General features: G+C 73.1%; 14 protein-coding genes and 1 tRNA gene. 5 read left to right on the top strand and 10 right to left on the bottom strand.

Going from position 1 to position 12963, the window contains the following annotated elements; translation table 11 throughout:
- Positions 1–104: 104 nt before the first annotated feature.
- Positions 105–575: a site-specific integrase gene (locus ACQEU6_RS23305; RefSeq protein WP_499334922.1), complete on the top strand. Its 471-nt coding sequence runs from the start codon at positions 105–107 to the stop codon at positions 573–575.
- Positions 576–653: 78 nt separating this feature from the next.
- Here ACQEU6_RS23305 and ACQEU6_RS23310 read toward each other — a convergent pair.
- Positions 654–726 (bottom strand) — tRNA-Thr (locus ACQEU6_RS23310).
- 138 nt (positions 727–864) lie between these two features.
- Here ACQEU6_RS23310 and ACQEU6_RS23315 point away from each other — a divergent pair.
- On the top strand, positions 865–1212 hold the full coding sequence (locus tag ACQEU6_RS23315) for a YciI family protein (RefSeq protein WP_499334924.1): 348 nt from the start codon (positions 865–867) through the stop codon (positions 1210–1212).
- Positions 1209–2381 (top strand): RNA polymerase sigma factor, encoded by a 1173-nt coding sequence (locus ACQEU6_RS23320; protein ID WP_499334926.1) that lies wholly within the window; start codon positions 1209–1211, stop codon positions 2379–2381. Before ACQEU6_RS23315 ends, ACQEU6_RS23320 begins: the two co-directional genes overlap by 4 nt.
- On the opposite strand, the gene ACQEU6_RS23325 is transcribed toward ACQEU6_RS23320, so the two are convergent.
- The 7 genes from ACQEU6_RS23325 to ACQEU6_RS23355 form a co-directional block, all read right to left on the bottom strand.
- Complete coding sequence (locus tag ACQEU6_RS23325) at positions 2350–3255, bottom strand: EamA family transporter (RefSeq protein ID WP_499334928.1); 906 nt, start codon at positions 3253–3255, stop codon at positions 2350–2352. The genes ACQEU6_RS23320 and ACQEU6_RS23325 overlap by 32 nt on opposite strands.
- A 40-nt stretch (positions 3256–3295) precedes the next feature.
- Positions 3296–4210 (bottom strand): 23S rRNA (guanosine(2251)-2'-O)-methyltransferase RlmB, encoded by a 915-nt coding sequence (gene rlmB, locus ACQEU6_RS23330; RefSeq protein ID WP_499334929.1) that lies wholly within the window; start codon positions 4208–4210, stop codon positions 3296–3298.
- Between the two features lie 126 nt (positions 4211–4336).
- A complete protein-coding gene (cysS, locus tag ACQEU6_RS23335; RefSeq protein ID WP_499334930.1) occupies positions 4337–5731 on the bottom strand; it encodes a cysteine--tRNA ligase in 1395 nt (464 codons plus the stop codon).
- A gap of 80 nt (positions 5732–5811) precedes the next feature.
- Positions 5812–6651 carry an alpha/beta fold hydrolase gene (locus ACQEU6_RS23340; protein WP_499334932.1) on the bottom strand — a complete coding sequence of 280 codons (840 nt, stop codon included), beginning with the start codon at positions 6649–6651 and terminating at the stop codon, positions 5812–5814.
- Positions 6638–7891, bottom strand: coding sequence for an RNA polymerase sigma factor (locus tag ACQEU6_RS23345; RefSeq protein ID WP_499334934.1), 1254 nt, complete (start codon positions 7889–7891; stop codon positions 6638–6640). The genes ACQEU6_RS23340 and ACQEU6_RS23345 overlap by 14 nt, the downstream gene beginning before the upstream one ends.
- A complete protein-coding gene (locus ACQEU6_RS23350; RefSeq protein WP_499340326.1) occupies positions 7888–8244 on the bottom strand; it encodes a YciI family protein in 357 nt (118 codons plus the stop codon). Before ACQEU6_RS23350 ends, ACQEU6_RS23345 begins: the two co-directional genes overlap by 4 nt.
- Before the next feature lie 105 nt (positions 8245–8349).
- Complete coding sequence (locus ACQEU6_RS23355; protein ID WP_499334936.1) at positions 8350–9126, bottom strand: DUF6585 family protein; 777 nt, start codon at positions 9124–9126, stop codon at positions 8350–8352.
- 172 nt (positions 9127–9298) lie between these two features.
- Between ACQEU6_RS23355 and ACQEU6_RS23360 the strand changes: the two genes are divergently transcribed.
- Together ACQEU6_RS23360 and fahA are read left to right on the top strand one after the other, a co-directional pair.
- The gene (locus ACQEU6_RS23360) at positions 9299–10381 is read left to right on the top strand and encodes a DUF2637 domain-containing protein (protein ID WP_499334938.1); all 1083 of its coding nucleotides are present in this window, start codon (positions 9299–9301) and stop codon (positions 10379–10381) included.
- 119 nt (positions 10382–10500) lie between these two features.
- Positions 10501–11718, top strand: coding sequence for a fumarylacetoacetase (fahA, locus tag ACQEU6_RS23365; RefSeq protein ID WP_499334940.1), 1218 nt, complete (start codon positions 10501–10503; stop codon positions 11716–11718).
- 8 nt (positions 11719–11726) lie between these two features.
- On the opposite strand, the gene ispF is transcribed toward fahA, so the two are convergent.
- Complete coding sequence (gene ispF / locus ACQEU6_RS23370) at positions 11727–12197, bottom strand: 2-C-methyl-D-erythritol 2,4-cyclodiphosphate synthase (RefSeq protein ID WP_499334942.1); 471 nt, start codon at positions 12195–12197, stop codon at positions 11727–11729.
- Between the two features lie 34 nt (positions 12198–12231).
- Positions 12232–12714: a CarD family transcriptional regulator gene (locus tag ACQEU6_RS23375; protein ID WP_021599843.1), complete on the bottom strand. Its 483-nt coding sequence runs from the start codon at positions 12712–12714 to the stop codon at positions 12232–12234.
- Positions 12715–12963 lie beyond the last annotated feature (249 nt).

Here is a 12963-nt window from a genome sequence, read left to right on the forward strand (position 1 = left end):
CTACGGAGGCGCAATCACCATCGCCTTGGCGTTCGGCCTTCGCCGGGGCGAGGTGCTCGGGCTCCTCTGACTGGGAGGCCGGGACGCTGCGGCTCACGCACGCCGTGAAGCGAATCAAGGATCGCGACAAGAACAGCGGTCACAAAACGCGCATCGTGCTCAGCGAGTTGAAGACGGCCAAGTCACGGCGGACTCTCGTGCTCACACCAGAGATCATGAGCAAGCTCCGCGCACTGCACGCCGACCGGGCGAAGGCACGGCTCGCGCTCGGTGAAGCCTGGCAGGATCACGGGCTGATCTTCCCCTCCGAGGTGGGCACCCCCACCGACCCCGACAACTTCTCCCACACGTTCTCCAAACTGGCACAGCGAGCGAGCCTCGGTCACTGGCATCCGCATGAGCTGCGGCACTCGGGGGCCTCGCTGATGCTCGCGCAAGGCACGCCGCTGCATGTGGTCTCGGAGATCCTCGGGCACGCGGGCATCGCCATCACGAAGGACACCTACGGTCACCTGATCGTGGACGACAAGCGCGCGGCGGCCGAAGCCATGAGCGGCGCACTGTTCGGCGGCTGATTCCCGTGGCTCCCACAGTGACTCCCACGGTGCTGCAAAAGCCCCCTTCCAGCACTGGGAAGGGGGCTTTGAGCTGGGAGCCGGCGAGGGGACTTGAACCCCTAACCTTCTGTTTACAAGACAGATGCTCTGCCAATTGAGCTACGCCGGCGGGCTCGTCCCGCATCGTAGTCGACTTGGGGGCTCGGGGGGATCCGGGGAGGTTTTCCCGTCGGTGAGGGGCGCCGGGGTGCGCACGGGCGGGCGTCATGGGGAAGGACTGGGGCAGGGTGGTCGTGGAGGAGGAGAGATGAAGTCCTACGTGCTCAACATCATCCAGCCGGTGGGGGAGGTGCCGCCGCCGGAGGTGCTGGAGCCGATCATGGCGCGGCTCGCCGAGGTGCGGCGGGATCTGGAGCTGCAGGAGTGCTGGGTGTTCGGGCGGGGGCTGGAGCAGCCGGAGGCGAGCACCGTGGTGACCATGCGGGCGGACGAGGTGATCGCGACGGACGGGCCGTGGACGGAGGGCAAGGAGCACATCGGCGGCGTCGCGATCGTCAGGGTGGCGGACCTGGACGCGGCGCTGAAAGTGGCGGCGAGGTTCACGCAGGTGACCGGGCTGCCGATCGAGGTGCGGCCGTTCCAGGGCGAGGGGTGATCGAGCGGGTCTTCCGGGAGGAGCACGGGCGCGCGGTGGCCGTGCTGGTGCGGGTGTTCGGCGATGTGGGCGTCGCCGAGGACGCGGTGCAGGAGGCGTTCGCCGAGGCGGTGCGGCGGTGGCCGGAGGAGGGGGCGCCGGCCGCTCCGGCGGGGTGGATCATCACGACGGCGCGGAACAAGGCGATCGACCGGTTGCGGCGGGAGGCCGCGCGGGCCGGGAAGCACGCGCAGGCCGTGCTGCTCAACGCGGCGGAGCCCGTGGAGGCGTCCGCCGTGGAGGACGATCGGCTGCGGCTCATCTTCACGTGCTGCCATCCGGCGCTGCGGATGGAGGCGCGGGTCGCGCTGACGCTGCGGCTGCTGGGCGGGCTGTCGACGGCGGAGATCGCGCGGGCGTTCCTGGTGCCGGAGAAGACGATGGCGCAGCGGCTGGTGCGGACGAAGGCGAAGATCCGGGACGCCGGGATCCCCTACCGGGTGCCCGAGAAGGACGATCTGCCCGGACGGCTCTCCGGTGTGCTGGCGGTGGTCTATCTGGTGTTCAACCAGGGGTACGGCAGGCGCGAGGAGGTGGGGGCCGAGGCGGTCCGGTTGGGACGGGTGCTGCGGGAGCTGATGCCGGACGAGCCCGAGGTGCTGGGGCTGCTGGCGTTGATGCTGCTCGTCGAGGCCCGCAGGGGCGCCCGGCGGCGGGACGGGGAGATGGTGCTGCTCGCCGAGCAGGACCGGGGGCTCTGGGATCGGGGGCTCGTGGAGGAGGGGCTGGCGCTCGTGCGGCGTTGCCTTCAGGTCGGGCGGCCCGGGCCGTACCAGATCCAGGCGGCGATCAACGCGGTGCACGCGGATGCGGCGAAGGCCGAGGACACGCGGTGGGACCAGGTTCTCCAGTTGTACGACCAGTTGATGGTCGTGGCGCCGAGTCCTGTGGTGGCGCTCAATCGGGCCGTGGCGGTCGGTGAGGTGCGGGGGGCCGGGGCCGCGCTGGAGTTGGTCGAGCGGCTCCAGCTGGGCCAGTACTACGTGTTTCACGCGGTGCGTGCTGATTTGCTGCGGCGGGTCGGGCGGGGCGCGGAGGCGGCGGAGGCCTATGGCGAGGCCCTGAGCCGTACGGAGGACGAGGCCGAGCGGGCGTTCCTCAGGAGGCGGCGGGCTGCGGTCTCCTGTTGAGGGTCTGGCCGGCGACGAGGGCGCCGAGGGCGATGGTGAAGCCGACGACCTGCCACGGGGTGAGGGTCTGGCCGAGGATCAGCAGGCCCGCGAGGGTGGCGACCATCGGGTTGGTGAGGCCGAGCAGCGAGACCGACGTCGGGGGCAGGCGGTCGATGCCGCGGAACCACAGGGCGTAGGCGATCGCGGTGCCGACGATGCCGAGGTAGGTGAAGCCCAGGAGGTTCTCGCCGGTCAGGGAGGACGGGGCGCCTTCGAGCACCAGCGTGAGCGGCAGGAGGACGAGGCCGCCGACGGTGAGCTGCCAGCCGGTCATGACCAGGGGCGACTCGGGGCGTCCCCACTTCTTGGCCAGGACGATCGCGGTGGCCATGAGGGACGTCGCGGTGAGCATGGCGCCGATGCCGAGGGGGTCGAGCCGGGCGTCGGAGCTCAGGGTCAGCAGCGCGACGCCGCCGGTGCCGGCGAGGGCGGAGTACAGGACGGCGCGGGCCGGGCGGATCCGCAGGACGCCGATCGACAGCAGCGCCACGACCAGGGGCTGGACGGAGCCGATCGTCGCGGCGACGCCGCCGGGGAGGCGGTAGGCGGCGAAGAAGATCAGCGGGAAGAAGGCGCCGAAGTTCAGCAGGCCGAGGACGATCGACTTCCACCACCAGTCGCCGCGCGGGAGCCGGCGGGTGGCGGCGAGCAGCACCAGCCCGGCGGGGAGGGCGCGCATCGTGGCGGCGAGCAGGGGGCGGCCGTCGGGCAGCAGGGTGGTCGTGACCACGTAGGTGGTGCCCCAGCTCGCGGGGGCGAAGGCGGCGAGGGCGAGGTCGGAGGCGTAGCGGGTGCGCAGGGCGGGCGCCGGGAGGGCTGTCGACTGATTCACCTCAACGTCAATTATCTGAACGTTGAGATTATTTCCGATCTCAGGCCCGGAGCCGGCTGATCTCGTACAGGGCGATGCCCGCGGCGACCCCGGCGTTGAGCGACTCGGCCCTGCCCGGCATCGGGATCGTGACGAGCATGTCGCAGGTGTCGGCGACGAGCCGTCCGAGGCCCTTGCCCTCCGAGCCCACGACCAGCACGAACGGCCCGGACGCGAGCTCCAGGTCGGCGACGGTCACGCCGCCGGCGGCGTCCAGCCCGGCGACGAAGCAGCCGGCCTTCTGGTACGCCTTGAGCTGGCGGGAGAGGTTCGTGGCCTGCGCGACCGGGATGTTCGCGAGCGTGCCGGCGGACGACTTCCAGGCGCCGGCCGTGACGCCCGCCGCGCGCCGCTCCGGGACGACCACGCCGGTCGCGCCGAACGCGGAGGCGGAGCGGACGATCGCGCCGAGGTTGCGGGGGTCGGTGATGCCGTCCACCGCGACGATCAGCGGGGCGGTGCCCTTGAGCAGATCGTCCGGGTGCGCGTACCGGTAGGGCTTGACCTGGAGGGCGATGCCCTGGTGGACGGCCCCGTCGGTCAGCCGGTCGAGCTCGTTCTTGCCGGTCTCCAGCAGCGGGACGCGGCGGTCGGCGGCGATCTGGATCGCCTCGCGCACCCGCTCGTCCGTGCCGGACGTGACGTACAGGGCCGTGCCGGGGACGCCCGCGCGCAGCGCCTCGACGACCGGGTTGCGGCCGGTGACCAGCTCGGGGACCTCGCCGGTCGCGCGCCGCGCGCCCGCGGGACGTCCGGCCGGACGGCTCTCCGACGAGGCCTGGGCGCGGGCGCCCGGTCCCAGCGTCGGGGTGCCGGTGCGCTTGGAGCTCTTGACGGCGCGGGCCTTCTGGCGCTTGCCGTGCCAGTGCCGGTCCTCCGCCTTGGGGGTGGGTCCCTTGCCCTTGCGCTTGGCCATTGTCGGTCACGCCCTTCGCGACGATTGCGGGCTCGCCCCTGCCGGGCGGCTCAAGATCTCAGCGGACGGCGACGAACCCCCGCGAACGTTCGATTTTATCCGCCGCGCGGGGTGCGCCACGCACGGTCAGCCGCGCTTCAACTCCCAGCGGGGGCCCTGCGGGGTGTCCTCGACGAGGACGCCCACCTCCGACAGGCTGTCGCGGATCGCGTCGGCCGCCGCGTAGTCCTTGCGGGCGCGGGCCGCCTGCCGCTGCTCCAGCGCCACCTTGACCAGGGCGTCGACGACGGGGTGCAGGTCGTCCTCCCCCGAGGCCCGCCACTGCGGGTCGAGGGGGTCCAGGCCGAGGGCGGCGGCCATCGCCCGGACGGCCGCCAGGTACTCGCGCACCGCGTCGCGGTCGCCGGACGCCAGCGCGCTGTTGCCCTCCCGGACGGTCTCGTGCAGCACCGCCAGCGCCTGCGGGACGCCCAGGTCGTCGTCCATCGCGGAGGCGAACGCGGCCGGGACGGAGGACGGCGAACCGGCCCCCACCTGCTCCGACGCCCGCGTCACGAAGCCCTCGATCCGCTGGTAGGCGGAGACGGCCTCGGCCAGGGCGGCGTCGGTGTAGTCCATCAGCGACCGGTAGTGGGCCGAGGCGAGGTAGTAGCGCACCTCGGCCGGACGGGCCTTGCCCAGCAGGTCGGGCAGCAGCACGACGTTGCCGACCGACTTGCTCATCTTCTCGCCGTCGACGGTGAGCAGGCCGTTGTGCAGCCAGTAGCGCGCGAAGCCGTCGCCCGCGGCGCGGGACTGGGCGATCTCGTTCTCGTGGTGCGGGAAGATCAGGTCGACGCCGCCGCCGTGGATGTCGAACGTCGGGCCCAGGTACCGGGTCGCCATCGCCGAGCACTCCAGGTGCCAGCCGGGGCGCCCGTCGCCCCAGGGCGTCTCCCAGGACGGCTCTCCCGGCTTCGCGCCCTTCCAGAGCGCGAAGTCGCGCGGGTCGCGCTTGAGGTCCTCGTTGGGGGTGTCGCCGGCGGAGCGCATGTTCTCCAGCCGCTGGTTCGACAGCGCGCCGTACTCGTCCGCCCAGGACTTGACGTCGAAGTACACGTCGGAGCCCGCGGCGTAGGCGTGGCCCTTGTCGATCAGTCGGCGCATCAGGACGATCATCTCCGGGACGTGCCCGGTGGCGCGCGGCTCGATCGTCGGGGGCAGGCAGCCGAGCAGGTCGTAGCCCTGGGTGAAGGTGCGCTGGTTGCCCTCGGCCACCGCGAACCACGGCACGCCCCGCTCCGCGGACACGGCGATGATCTTGTCGTCGACGTCGGTGACGTTGCGCGCGAACGTCACCTCGTAGCCGGACGCGCGCAGCCAGCGCAGCAGGACGTCGTAGATGACGCCCGAGCGGAGGTGCCCGATGTGGGGGGCCGCCTGCGGGGTCGCACCGCACACGTACATCCCCACGCGGCCCTCTTCCAGGGGCTCGAACGCGCGGACGCTACGGGTACCGGTGTCGTAAAGGCGCAGGCTCACGGATTCAGGTTATTGGATCGGCGTCCGGCTACGCGGCGCATCGCCCAGGCCGGGGTGTGCCACACGGTCGTGTCGCGGGTTCATTCCGCCCGGAACGTCTCCCGCAGCCGGGCGGCGAACGCGGCGGCGTGCGCGCCGAAGCCGCCGTGGTCGCCGGGGTAGATCTCGGCGGGCGTACCGAGCCGCTCCGCCAGTTCCAGCGCCGCCCGGTGCGGCGGCTCGCCCGCGGACTCCTTCCCCGCCGCCGGGACGATCCGGACGGGCGACCCGCGCAGCGCCTCCACATCGGGCGTGTACCGCCCGAAACCCGGCACCTCGTATCCGACGAAGAAGTCGGTGTTCTTCTCGAAGCGGGCGAACATCTCCTGCATCTCCGGGCTCGGCGGCTCCTGCTCCCCGGCGGGGCCCTCCTCGGCCGGGGCGTCCTCGTCGCCGCCCATGCCCAGCGCGGCGCCGAACGTCCCCATCGCGGGGCCGACGCCGCCGTCGCGGTAGGCGCGTTCCACGTCCGCCATGACGGCCTCCCAGTGGCCGGCGTCCGGCAGCAGGGTCAGCAGCGGCGGTTCGTGGGCGACCAGCACGCGCACCTGCTCGGGGTGCCGCGCGGCCAACTCCAGCCCGATCTGCGCGCCGGAGCTGTTGCCGAACACGTGGGCGGGGCCGTCCGCGACCTCGGCGAGCAGGCGGGACGCGTCGTCCGCGTGCGTCTCGACGCGCTGCCGCTCCGGCGGCCCGGCGATCGGGCTGCGCGAGTTGCCGCGCCGGTCGTACGTCACGACCGTGTACCGGTCGGCGAGCAGCCCGGCGAGGCCGGCGTAGCCCGCCGCGTCGTAGATCCCGCCGCAGATCAGCAGCAGGACCGGCCCGGAACCGCGCACCTCGTGGTAGAGGGTCGCGCCGGGAACGTCAAGCTCTCCCATCGGGGTCTCCTTCGTTGAGCCGGGCGGCGCGCGATTCGAGGTAGCGCCGCTCGGGCAGGCTCGTCGTGCCGCGGGCGGCGTCCCGGTACGCCTCCCGCGCGGCCGGCGCGTCGCCGGCCGTCTCCAGCAGGTGGGCCCGGACGGCCGCCAGCCGGTGGTGCCCCTCCATCCGGGTGTCGCCGTCCAGCGTGCCCAGCAGGTCGAGGCCGGCGGACGGCCCGTCCACCATGGCCAGCGCGACGGCCTCGTTGAGCGTGACCATCGGGTTCGGCTCCAGGTGCGCCAGCACCCGGTACAGCGCGAGGATCTGCGGCCAGTCGGTGTCCTGCGGCCGGGCGGCCTCGGCGTGCACGGCGGCGATCGCGGCCTGCACCTGGTACGGGCCGGGCGCCGACCAGGTGAGCGCGTCGGTGATCAGCTCGGTCCCCTCCCGGATCTCCTCGGCGTCCCAGAGCGTCCGGTCCTGGTCGGTCAGCGGGACCAGGAGCCCGCCGTCGGCGGTGCGGGCCGCGCGGCGGGCGTCGGTGAGCAGCATCAGCGCGAGCAGGCCGGCCGCCTCCCCGTCGCCGGGCAGCAGCCCGCGCACCGCCCGCGCGAGCCTGATCGCCTCGGCGGTGAGGTCCGCGCGGCGCAGGTCGGGTCCGCTGGACGCGGTGTACCCCTCATTGAAGATCAGGTACAGCACGTGCAGGACGGCCCGGAGCCGCTCGTCCCGCTCGTCCGGCGGCGGAGCCGCGAACCGCGCCCCCGCCGCCTTGATCTTCTGCTTGGCGCGGCTGACCCGCTGCGCCATCGTCGCCTCGGGGACGAGGAACGCGCGGGCGATCTGCGCCGTCGTCAGGCCGCCGACCGCCCGCAGCGTCAGCGCGACCCGCGAGGACGGCGACAGCGCCGGATGGCAGCACAGGAACAGCAGCGTCAGCGTGTCGTCGCGGTCGGCCGCACGGTATTCATCTGGGCCGGGCTCGGCGGGCTCCTCCGCGGCCGCGGCCGCCTCGCGGTCGCGGCGGGCCCGCTCGCTGCGCCACTGGTCGGTGAGCCGCCGGGTCGCGACGGTCAGCAGCCAGCCGCGCGGGTTCTCCGGGACGCCCTCCCCCGGCCACTGCACGGCGGCGGCGAGCAGGGCCTCCTGCACGGCGTCCTCGCACGCGTCGAAGGCGCCGTGCCGCCGCACGAGCGTGCCGAGCACCTGCGGCGCGAGGTCGCGCAGCAGGTCCTCGACGGCCGGGGGCGTCCTCACATCTCCGTCCCGGAGTCCTGCATGAGCGCCCGGACCTCCATGTACCCGCCGTACTGGACGTCCGGCCAGCGGGCGGCGATCTCCAGGGCCCGCTCCTCGGTCTCGCAGTCCACGCTGACGTAGCCGGCGAAGTGCTCCTTGGCCTCCAGGAACGGGCCGTCCGTCACGGCGGGCCGCCCGTCCCTGGCCGCCACCGTCTTGGTCAGGGACGGGTCGGCCAGCGCCGCCCCGCCGAGCAGCTCGCCCGACTCCGACAGCTCGGTCATGATCGCCGCGACCTCGCCGAACAGCGCGGTCCGCTCCTGCTCGGTCAGCTCCTCCAGGAAGCCGGGACGGTTGTAGATCATCAGCATGTACTTCACGGTCGTCTCCTCGTTGTCGGGCGGGCCCGTCACCGGGTCCGTCAGAGAAGGATCGGAGCGGCCGGCCGGTTCTCGACATCCCCGCCGAGAAAATCTTCAGAAATCTTCGATCAGGTCCCTGACCTGGTAACACAGGACGCAGAACGCTAGCGCGTCCGGCATCCGGGAGGCGACCTCCGCCAGATCCGCCCGGCCCGGACGGGCGCGCGCGGTCACCATCCCGTTCCCGATCACCACGTCCTCGACGGCGCTCCAGGGCAGCCGCTCGCCGTCCTTCCCGACGCCGTCCAGGTCCACGGTGAACGGGCCGATGCGGACGGGCTCCCCCGCCTTCACCGCCGCCAGGCGGCCCGGGACGATCCGGGCGGTCACCTCCCGGGCGACGGCCACGCCGAGCGTCCGGACGTCGGGGATGTCGTCGCCGAGCCGCAGCACGGTCCCGTCGTCCGCGACGACCGTGAAGCACCACCGGACGCGCCCGCCGGGCCCGCCGGGAACGCCGGCGACCGTCACCGAGACGAGCCCGTCCCACGGGTAGGCGCCGCCGCCCGGCCCGTCGACCGCCAGGCCGCCGGTGTGGAGGGCGGCGACGCGGGCCCGGACGCGGGGACGGTCCCGTCCCGCGATCCAGCCGGCGGCGGCCGCGTACCCCATCGACAGGAGCAGCGCGGGGACGCCCACCCACCACACGCGGTCGTGCAGGTACACGACGGCCGCCGGGACGAGGGCCGCCGCGGCCAGGCAGAGCAGCGCCAGCCATGCCCAGGTGCGGCGGGCCGCGGCCCGCCCGTCGAAGATCTGGACCGGCTCGCCGAGCCGGTCCCGCGAGAGCGCCACGACGGCGCTACCCGGCCGCGCGGGCCCGCGTGACACGCACGAACCTGCCGCACGCCATCAGTGCCTCCCCTGCCCTGTCGTCGCCAATACGGTACGTCTCCCCACTTATAGTGCGCAGCGTCACAGTGATCACTAAGAAGTTGCGGATCGGCGGCGTCCTGGCTGGTTAATCTCGATCGCAGGACCCCTCCCTTCCGGAACGAGAGACATGCCGACTGATCCGACCCGGCCCTCCTACACCCCCGTGCAGCGGCTGCTGCTCACCACCGTCGCCGGCCTCGTCGTCGCCGCGCTTGCGGGCGGCGCGTTCGCGCTGACCTACGACGTGCTGCGCGAACTCGCCGTCGCAGGAGGGGTGGGCCGCCGCTGGGCGCCCCTGTACCCGGCGATGGCCGACACCCTCACCGCCGTGACGATCCTGTCGCTCGTCGTCACCCGCAACGCCCGCTGGTGGACGCGGCTGCCGCGCTGGACGCTGCTGGTCCTGCTCCTCGCCGGGGGCGCCGCGGTCTCCGTCCAGCACTCGGTCCGCGGGTTCGGCCCGCTGCCGGACGACGCGGTGCGGACGGGGGTGGCCGTGGCGCCGCACGCCATGCTCGTGATCGCCGTCTGGCTGTGGCTGACGATGGTCAAGCAGATCCGGGTGGCGCGGCCCGCGACCGGGGACGAGGCGCCGGTCGAGGCGCAGCGCGGCCACGTCAAGGTGCTGGGACCCGCGGCGCCGCCGCTCGCGCTGGAGGCGTCCACCCCGCCGGAGCCCGAGCCCGAGCCCGAGCCCGAGCCCGAGCCGGATCCTGAGCCGGAGCGCGAGCCGATCCTGCCGTTCAGGGACGAGCCGCAGTGGCCCGCGGCCGACGAGCCCGAGCCCGTGGCCGAGAAGCCCGAGCCCGTGGCCGGGGAGTACGAGCCCTTCGCCTACGAGGAGAGCCTGTCGTCGGAGCCGGCGCCGCCGCTGGACCCGCTCCCGCGGCCGCGCGCGCCGCTGGACGCGGTCCCGGACCTGCTGCCGACGGACGTCGAGCTCGTCCGGGGCCGCGACGGCGTCGCCGAGAAGCCCCCGGCGGCCGCCACCACCCGTCCCGACATCGTGGTGCCCCCGCCCTACGGCGCCGACGAGGACGAGCACGACGGCCCGCCCGCCGACCGCGCCGAGGATCCCGACGCCGGAGACCCCGACGCGGACGACCCCGACGAGGGCGACCCCGACGAGGGTGACCGTGCGGCCAGGGACGACTGGAACCCGCCGCCGTCCAGCAACTTCCGCAGCGGCCCCGTCCCACCGGCCGAATAGGGGCGGGCCCGCGCGACGTTCCGGGGCGCCGCGCTGATCTGGAAAACCCCCTTTTCCCCCGCCCGGACTGATCTGCCCGCACCGGGTGAAAGGGAGGCGGCGGGGGAAGGTATGGCTCCATGACGACCGTTTCGTGGGCCGAAGGCGGCGAGGGCGGCGGCTTCGGCATCGAGAACCTGCCGTACGGGGTCTTCTCACGACCGGGAGAACTGCCGCGCGTCGGCGTGGCCATCGGCGACCGCGTCCTCGACCTGGCCGAGATGTCGGCCGCGAGGCTGGTGGAGGACCGGCGGTACTTCGCCTCCGGGTCGCTGAACGCCTTCATGGTGGCGGGACGCGCCGCCTGGCAGGCGAACCGGCAGCGCGTGACGGAGCTGCTCACCGACGAGGCGTACCGCGAGCGGGTCGAGCCGCACCTGATCCCGGTCGCGGACGTGGAGATGCAGAAGCCCTTCGAGGTCGCCGACTACGTCGACTTCTACTCCTCGGAGCACCACGCGACGAACGCGGGGCGGATCCTGCGGCCCCAGGGCGAGCCGCTGCCGCCGAACTGGAAGCACATGCCGGTCGCCTACCACGGCCGCTCAGGGACCGTGTACCCGACGGGGACGCCGGTCATCCGGCCGTCCGGGCAGCGGCGGGCGAAGGACGACCCCGCGCCGTCCTACGGCCCGTCGGGGCGCCTGGACTTCGAGGCGGAGGTCGGCTTCGTGGTGGGCGTCCCCTCCCCCGCCGGGCGCGGCGTCCCGGCCTCCGCGTTCCGCGACCACGTGTTCGGGTTCGTGCTGGTGAACGACTGGAGCGCGCGCGACCTGCAGATGTGGGAGTCGCAGCCGCTCGGCCCGTTCCTCGGCAAGTCGTTCGCGACGTCGGTCTCGTCGTGGGTGGTGCCGCTCGCGGCGCTGGAGCCCGCGCGCGTCACGCCGCCCGTCCAGGACCCCGCGCCGCTGCCCTACCTGCGCTGCGACGAGCCGTGGGGCCTGGACCTGCACCTGGAGGTCCTGATCAACGGCCGGGTGGCGGCGCGGCCGAGGTTCGCGTCGATGTACTGGACGCCGCAGCAGCAGCTCGCGCACGCCACGGTCAACGGCGCCCCGCTCCGCACCGGCGACCTGTTCGCGTCCGGGACGGTCTCGGGGCCCGAGCGCGAGGAGCGCGGCTGCCTGCTGGAGCTCAGCTGGAACGGCCGGGAGCCCCTGCTGCTGGACGACGGCACGGAGCGCACGTTCCTGGAGGACGGCGACACCGTGACGATTCGCGCGCATGCGCCGGGAGCATCCGGTTCGCGCATCACCCTGGGAGAGGTGACGGGCACCGTCCACCCGGCGCTCGTGTAGGCGCCCCGCTACGCGGGCGGGAGGACGAGAGCGTTGGCGATGGCCGCGAGGCCCTCGCCGCGTCCCGTCAGGCCCAGGCCGTCGGTGGTGGTGGCGGAGACGGTCACCGGGGCGCCGGACAGGGCCTCGGTGAGGGTCTTCTCCGCCTCGGCGCGCCGCTTGCCGATCTTGGGCCGGTTGCCGATGACCTGGACGGCGACGTTGCCGATCGTCCAGCCGGCCTCGTCGACCCGGCGGGCGACCTCGCGCAGCAGGTCGACGCCGGAGGCGCCGGACCAGCGCGGGTCGGAGGTGCCGAAGACGGCGCCGAGGTCACCGAGACCGCAGGCGGAGAGGAGCGCGTCGCAGGCCGCGTGCGCGGCCACGTCGCCGTCGGAGTGCCCGGCGAGGCCGTGGCCCTCACCCGGCCATTCGAGCCCGGCGACCCAGAGCGGGCGGGGCTCGGACGCGAACGGGTGGACGTCGGTGCCGACGCCCACCCGAGGGAGCCGTGGGTTCAACGGGGCCGGCCGCTCAGCTGGCCAGGACCTCGTCGAGCAGCGCCTCTGCCTTGTCCTCGTTGGTCTTCTCGGCGAGCGCGAGCTCGCTCACGAGGATCTGGCGCGCCTTGGCGAGCATCCGCTTCTCACCCGCGGACAGACCGCGCTCCTTGTCGCGCCGCCAGAGGTCGCGGACGACCTCCGCGACCTTGTTGACATCGCCGGAGGCGAGCTTCTCAAGATTCGCCTTGTACCGGCGCGACCAGTTGGTGGGCTCCTCGGTGTAGGGTGCGCGAAGCACCTCGAACACCTTCTCCAGCCCGTCTTGGCCGACGACGTCCCGGACGCCCACGTCCTCGACGTTCTCGACCGGGACCCGTACCGTCAGGTCACCCTTGTCAACCTTCAGGACCAGGTAGGTCCTGTCCTCACCCTTGATGGTGCGAGTCTCGATGGCCTCGATCCGAGCAGCCCCATGGTGGGGGTAGACGACGGTGTCGCCGACCTGGAAAGTCATGTGACAAGTACCCCTTCCGCTAGGACCAGGGTAGCACGGAAACGAGCGTGCCCGAACCCGCCTTCCTGACAAATGCGCAGGTCAAGCCACATATTGAGGTATTGACAAACCCCTTTATTGGTGCATCGCCGACCAGTTCCCCCCACGCAGTGTAGCCGAGAGAACACCGCGATCCCGGCCGCGCGCCCTTACCGGTAACCGGCCCCCGGTTACAAGCATCGTCCCGCCGCCGGTGCGGACGGGTTCCAT

This window comes from Spirillospora sp. CA-108201 (assembly GCF_050936235.1).
Taxonomy (GTDB): domain Bacteria; phylum Actinomycetota; class Actinomycetes; order Streptosporangiales; family Streptosporangiaceae; genus Spirillospora.

Coding starts and splice junctions, on each gene's coding strand:
- ACQEU6_RS23315 (WP_499334924.1), top strand. CDS start 865: ATGAAGTCCTACGTGCTCAACATCATCCAGCCGGTGGGGGAGGTGCCG.
- rlmB (WP_499334929.1), bottom strand. CDS start 4,210: ATGGCCAAGCGCAAGGGCAAGGGACCCACCCCCAAGGCGGAGGACCGG.
- ACQEU6_RS23340 (WP_499334932.1), bottom strand. CDS start 6,651: ATGGGAGAGCTTGACGTTCCCGGCGCGACCCTCTACCACGAGGTGCGC.
- ACQEU6_RS23350 (WP_499340326.1), bottom strand. CDS start 8,244: ATGCTGATGATCTACAACCGTCCCGGCTTCCTGGAGGAGCTGACCGAG.
- ACQEU6_RS23360 (WP_499334938.1), top strand. CDS start 9,299: ATGCCGACTGATCCGACCCGGCCCTCCTACACCCCCGTGCAGCGGCTG.
- fahA (WP_499334940.1), top strand. CDS start 10,501: ATGACGACCGTTTCGTGGGCCGAAGGCGGCGAGGGCGGCGGCTTCGGC.
- ACQEU6_RS23375 (WP_021599843.1), bottom strand. CDS start 12,714: ATGACTTTCCAGGTCGGCGACACCGTCGTCTACCCCCACCATGGGGCT.